At 53.2% G+C, this 6,172-nt stretch carries 6 protein-coding genes; all 6 read right to left on the reverse strand.

Annotation, left to right across the window (positions count from 1 at the left end):
* Positions 1-35 precede the first annotated feature (35 nt).
* The gene (locus J3351_RS12635; protein WP_207697873.1) at positions 36-686 is read right to left on the reverse strand and encodes a cupin domain-containing protein; all 651 of its coding nucleotides are present in this window, start codon (positions 684-686) and stop codon (positions 36-38) included.
* Positions 683-1,483, reverse strand: a complete 801-nt coding sequence (locus J3351_RS12640; RefSeq protein ID WP_207697874.1) for an ABC transporter ATP-binding protein — start codon at positions 1,481-1,483, stop codon at positions 683-685. Before J3351_RS12640 ends, J3351_RS12635 begins: the two co-directional genes overlap by 4 nt.
* Positions 1,480-2,511, reverse strand: coding sequence for an iron ABC transporter permease (locus J3351_RS12645; RefSeq protein ID WP_207697875.1), 1,032 nt, complete (start codon positions 2,509-2,511; stop codon positions 1,480-1,482). Before J3351_RS12645 ends, J3351_RS12640 begins: the two co-directional genes overlap by 4 nt.
* Complete coding sequence (locus tag J3351_RS12650; RefSeq protein WP_207697876.1) at positions 2,511-3,683, reverse strand: ABC transporter substrate-binding protein; 1,173 nt, start codon at positions 3,681-3,683, stop codon at positions 2,511-2,513. Before J3351_RS12650 ends, J3351_RS12645 begins: the two co-directional genes overlap by 1 nt.
* A 292-nt stretch (positions 3,684-3,975) precedes the next feature.
* Positions 3,976-5,613 carry a recombinase family protein gene (locus J3351_RS12655; RefSeq protein WP_242699410.1) on the reverse strand — a complete coding sequence of 546 codons (1,638 nt, stop codon included), beginning with the start codon at positions 5,611-5,613 and terminating at the stop codon, positions 3,976-3,978.
* 83 nt (positions 5,614-5,696) lie between these two features.
* Positions 5,697-6,172 (reverse strand): hypothetical protein (locus J3351_RS12660; RefSeq protein ID WP_242699411.1); only part of this gene is annotated, 476 nt, incomplete at its 5' end.

Here is a 6,172-nt window from a genome sequence, read left to right on the forward strand (position 1 = left end):
CGGGTTCTTTGCGTCAGTTGTGATGAGGAAATCGCTTATTCGATCACCAGCAGAAGGCTCATTTTGAACTTGCCCTGTGCGGTGACACTGTGCAGGCCATTTTTATCAAAACGGAAACTCTGGCCTGCGGTCAGCTCATAGTCCTGTCCTTCGTAGCCGATGATGGCCTTGCCTTCCAGCGCGGTCAGGATGGCGTTGCCGGGTGCACGGTGCGGGGTCAGGCCGGTGCCCTCGTCAAAGGCCATCAGCACGAATTTCATGTTGTCGGCGTGGACGAGGTCGAGGTTTGCAATGCTGCCGTCCTCGTAAGAAATGAGATCTTTCAGTTCGGTGGGCTGGCCTGCTTTGAGAATGTTGTTCATGGTGAAGTTCTCCTTTTTCAGAATGATTTCAGTATAGATCATGCCGCTGTCGGTCAGACAGCCACAGAGCGTTTTGGGCGGAACGGCCAGCAGCTGGCCGGGATGCAGCGGGACAGTACGGCTCTCTCCACCCAGAAGAAATATGCCGCAACCTTCCCCGCACAGATACAGGGTAGTGCAGTCGTAATACTCCGGGGTGATTGAGGTGCCGCCGCCCAGCGAGAACCAGGTAACAGGTACACTCTCGCCCAGTTTTGCTGGGCGGGAAACTGTCATGGCTTCCCGGATGGGACGCAGCTGGGAAAGCGTAAATGGCATCTTCATACGGCATTCCCTCGCAAGGCCACTGGCACAATGCTGCGCACGGCGCGTCCCTGATAATTCAACTCGTCCACGATGACCTGAACATCAAAGGAATAGGAAATGTTCTGTTCGTTCAGGATGGCAGCGGCCGGACCGTAGAAAAATTCACCCTTGCGGTTGAGCATCAGTGCTTCGTCTGCCACGCTCATGGCGTTGGTGGGATAATGGGTGTTCATAATGGCGCTGATGCCTTCCTCATGCGCCAGCCGCTCCACCATGTTCAGGACAAGGATCTGGTTGTGGAAGTCCAGACCGGTCTCCGGCTCGTCCAGAATAATGAGCTTGGGGTCGTTGATAAGGGCACGGGCAATGAGCACCATTTGCAGTTCGCCGCCGCTCATCCGGTTGCAGTCCTTGTTGGCAAGGTGAGAGATGCCCACCCGCTCCATCATGGCTTCGGCCATTTCCAGTTCCTCTTTGCCGGGCTGCTGGAACATACCCAGATGGGCGCTGCGACCCAGCAGGACCATCTCCAGCCCAGTATAGGAGAAGGCAAACCCGTGGGACTGCGGGATGTAGGAAATGGTGCTCCACACTTCCTTCGGCTTCAGGGTGTGGATCTCCTTACCATAGAGCAGGGTCTTGCCGCTGTGCCACGGCAGCAGACCGATCATGCACTTGAGCAGGGTGGTTTTACCAATGCCGTTTGGGCCAAGAGTCGCAAGGATGTGACCTTCTTCCAGACGCAAATTGATATTTTCGAGAATCACAGGCTGCTTCGGGTAGCCGAAGCAACCGTTCTGCACTTCCAAGATCATTGCAGATTGCTCCTTGTTTTATTCAACAGAGAAATAAACGCCGGTGCACCGATGATAGCGGTGAGGATGGAAAGAGGCAGCTCGATAATGCTGATGCTGCGGGACAGGGTATCGATCAGGATCATAAAGCTGGCTCCCAGACTGAGACTGAGGGGCACCACATAACGGTTGTTGCTTCCAACCAGCATCCGGGATGCGTGCGGGATCAGCAGACCAATCCAGCCCACCTGACCGCACATGGAAACGGCTGAAGCCGTGACCAGCGTAGATGCAACAATAAACAGCATCCGGGTCTGTTTGATGTTGATGCCGCTGGCACGAGCCTCGTCATCACTCAGTGAAAGGATGTTCAGCCGCCAGCGCAGCAGATAGATGATGATGATTCCAGCAACGATAAGTGGGCAGCCAATCAGGATCTTTTGGTAACTGGCACTGGTAAAGCTGCCCAAGAGCCAGTAGGTGATCTCCGGCAGCTTGTCCTGCGGATCGGCAGTATATTTCAGCAGCGAACCCAGTGCGTTGAACAGAGAGGATGCAATCGTACCGGCCAGCACCAGATAAACCATAGAACGCCCATCACTCTTGCCTGCGACTTTCAGAGTAAAACAGACGGAAATCAGGCCAAAGACCAAGGCGATGAGCTGTGTTTCCAGAATACTGCAAGACAGGATAATAGCAAGAATTGCACCCACACAGGTACCGCTGGTTACACCCAAAATATCCGGTGTGGCAAGCGGATTGGAGAATAAGGATTGATAGGTATTGCCTGCGCAAGACAGACCTGCGCCGACGATGATGGCCGTCAGAATGCGGGGCAGCCGCAGATTGATGACGATGGAGTAGTTCTGTACATTTGAAGTGCTCTCACCCGTCAGAGCAGTGCGCAAAGCTGTGAGAACTTCGCCTACCGGAACACTCATTCGCCCAAAGCACAGGCAGATGAGTGCGGTCACAAGGGGCAAAGCAAACATCAATACCACGGCCAGAGGCGTGAACCGGCCTTTTTTGATCCAGATGGTGTCCTTCATCAGTACAGCAGCATTTCCTCCAGCTCGTCATCGGTCACATCATAGCCATACCAGGTCTTGTAGTATTCCTTGATGGTATCGCCCAGCGGGTAATCGGCAAAAGCATCCGGGTAGGTGTTGCAGGCCAGCCATGCCAGCACCAGCGGAGCATCCGGATTCGGGGTAAACCAGTTCCACATACCGAGGGTCGTATTGTAGACACGGCCATTCTGTACTGCGGTCAGAGTGGAGAAATCAGCACCGTCCACATTCCCGCTCAGCACGTCCTCGGTGCGCAGGGGCTGCAGGCCGGGACCATCCAAGAAAAGAATATCGGGATCCCAGCTATAAATCTGCTCCATGCTGGCCTGTGCAAAGCCAGTGGCTTCCAGTGCCTTGTCCGTTACGCCCAGACGCTTCATCCAGTAGGTGCCAAAGGTGCCCTGACCGGATACCTGCGGCACACCGTCTGCATACTTCCACAGAATCAGCGCACTGGGGCGATCTGTTTGAGGAATTTCCGCAATACGGGCTTCCACATCGGTTACGATCTCGTCACCGGCAGCCACAAAGGCCTCGGTCTTGCCCGGTTCGCCAAAGATATCCTCCAGCAGTTTCAGCCACTCCTCATAGCGCTCCAGCGGGTCAGCCTCGGTGGAAGCACCCACGGTGGCAAAGCCGATCGAGGGAATACCGCTGGCCTTCAGGATCTCTGCATGGGAGGAATTGCCTGCATTGTACAGGATGACATCCGGGTTCAACTTCATGATCTCCTCAATATTGAGGTCGCTCTGCGCATAGACCGTGTCGCTGGATTCCATCAGCTCCGGGGCGATGTTCTTGAGCACGGTGTCGGAAATGACCGACTTGAAGGAGCCGCAATAGCCCACGATATAGGGTGCGCTGCCCTCAAAATAGGCCATGTAGGTGGACAGGATGGGGATCTGGTCGATGACCACACGAGTGACCTTGTTGGGGACTTCGACCTCATTGCCGCCGTGGTCGATGACGGTGTGGGTGCCGGTCTCATCGGCAGAAGCCGCAGAAGAGACTGCTTCGCTGGAAACAGAGGCAGATTCAGAAGCGGCAGCGGAAGAAGCTGCATTGCCGGAACCACCACAGGCGGTCAGGACACCGGCAGCGCTGACAGCAGCCATAGCAGCGAGAAAAGAACGACGTGTAATCTTTTTCATGGGAAACTCCTTAAAATGATGAAAATTTCTGGTAGTTAGTTATACATAACCAACCGCAGAGCATTTTAGCAGATTCCCACAGGATTGTCGGTTGCTATGGCAACCACTCTCCAAAATCGGAAGAAGTCTTAAAGTTTTCCAAGAAAAAAACAGGGCGCGTCCACCCGGACGCACCCTGCAAAAATCCACACACGATAGCGATATGTACAGCAGGGCGTTCCCCGTAGCAGAGTTCCCATAAAACAGTATTTGCAAAAGCTCCCGAAATGGGGAAGATTTGGCGTGACTTCGGTCACGCCTTTTCTTTTGCTTCCAGTTCATCCAGAGGGATGTACCCCAGCCCATCGTACTTGATATGGATGTGCTGCACCCGCTTTCCGCTGGACTTATCCGGGGCATCCACATAGATGGCCGACACCAGTTCACGGAGAGCATAAGGGGTGAGTTCTTCAATATGAACGTACTTGTGCGCTTTCTGGACGAACTTTTCAATATTCTCGATCTGCTGTTCCTGTACTTCAATTTCCTGCTGGATGGAGAGAACTTCCTCTTCCAGATGCTTCTGTTCGGCATCGTAGCTCTGACTCATCATGTCGAAGCGGTCATCGCTAAGCTTTCCGTTAACATTGTCCTCGTAAATCTTCATGAACAGCCGTTTGAGGTCTGCGATCCGCTTCTCATTCCGGGCAAGCTGCTTCTTCAGGACAGTCAGCTTTTCGGTGCTTTCCACCCGAAGCTGCTCCTCCATGACCTTGCGGAAGTAGTCCTCATGACAGAGGATGTAGTCCGTCACCCGCTGAACATGGCTTAGCACACGGCCCTCCAAAACCTTTACCCGGATGAAGTGTCCCTTGCACTTGCTCCCGTTCTTCTTGTGCAGAGAGCAATCAAAGAAGTCTTGACTGAAGTCCCTGTGATTGGACGAACCATATTGCATCTTGGAACCGCAGTCAGCGCAGTAGACCATGCCGGAGAAAATGCTGCTCTTGCCTGTCCGGGTCATGCGGTGACGCTGGCTACGAATCTCCCGAACCTTTTCAAACACATCATCGTCAATAATGCGCTCATGTGTATCCGGGAAGATAGCCTGATTTTCCACGGGATTCAGATGTCTCTTTTTATCCCAGATAGAGTTAGTATAGGTCTTAAAGTTGACTGTGCAGCCAGTGTACTCCAGGCGTTCCAGAATCGAACTTACTGCTCTTTTATCCCAGCGATAAGGGTCTTCCGGGGCGGGTGAGTTCGTACTCAGGCCATGGCTCAACTTATAGGCGGTGGGAGTCAGAACTTTGTCCACCCACAGTTGGTTTGCAATTTGGGTCGGGCCACGGCCTTCCATGCACATGGAGAAGATGCGCTTCACGATTGCAGCCGCTTCTGGATCAACAAGCCAATGTTTCAGGTTCTCCGGGTCTTTCACATAGCCGTACGGCACATTGACCGTCAGCGGTACTCCACGCTCTCCCTTGGCCTTCTGAACAGCCCGAATCTTGCGGCTGGTATCACGGGCGTAAAACTCGTTGAACCAGTTCTTAATGCCCGCAAAATCGTTGTTTACGCTGTTCGGGTCAATGGTGTCGTAGTTGTCGTTAATGGCAATGTAGCGAACGCCATACTGGGGAAAAGTGAAGTTTGTGTACAGACCTGTCAAGGCAGAATTGCGTCCCAGTCGGGACAAATCCTTCGTGATAACGATTCCTACACGCCCCGCTTCAATCTCGACCAGCATACTCTGAAAGCCGGGGCGGTCGTAGTTCGTGCCGGAATATCCATCGTCCACAAAGAACACCGGGTTCGGAAAGTGATTCTTCTTAGCGTATTCCAGAAGAATAGCCTTCTGGTTCTCAATGGACAGGCTTTCGCCGAGCCGTGCGTCCTCTTGCGACAGTCGGCAGTAAAGTGCGGTGATTTTATTCGTTGCTCCAGACATTGTTGTGTCCTCCTTACTCTGTGGAGCAACTGTCGGTACAGGATTGGTTACCGGGTCAAGTATAGCAGAATTGGACGCAGTTGTCATTCGTCTGCACCCTCATCTTCAAATTTTTGCTGGGCGTTCTTGGCAACAATGCGCTCCAGCTTCTTCAAAAAGGACTCCTTGCCCTCATAGCTGCCGGTCACGGTGTAGGTGGTGTGACCGACTTTCTCCGTGGTGGTCAGTTCTGGAATCCAGAAAGCGGACAGGTTCTTGACATGGAGGTTGCCGTTCTCGTCCACATAAGAGCTGTGTTTCTTCTGCTCTTCGGTCAAGGGCTTCCGCTTGAAATAGATTTCATTTTCGGAGATGTTCACAGTCTCGCTGGTCTGCTCTTTCGGGGCATCATCATACAGCTGTGCGAAAAATGCCAGTGCATCTTCGGGTGGTTCTTCCTCCATGAGCTGCTCGAAAACTCGCTGTTCCTCTGCCGAGAGGTTATTCCATGCGGCTTCCAACTCCTGCTCGTTGGCTGCGTTGACGAAGGCTTCGATCTCTTTTTTCATGGTGCATCCTC

The organism is Faecalibacterium sp. Marseille-Q0746 (genome assembly GCF_017377595.1).
GTDB lineage: Bacteria > Bacillota > Clostridia > Oscillospirales > Ruminococcaceae > Faecalibacterium > Faecalibacterium duncaniae.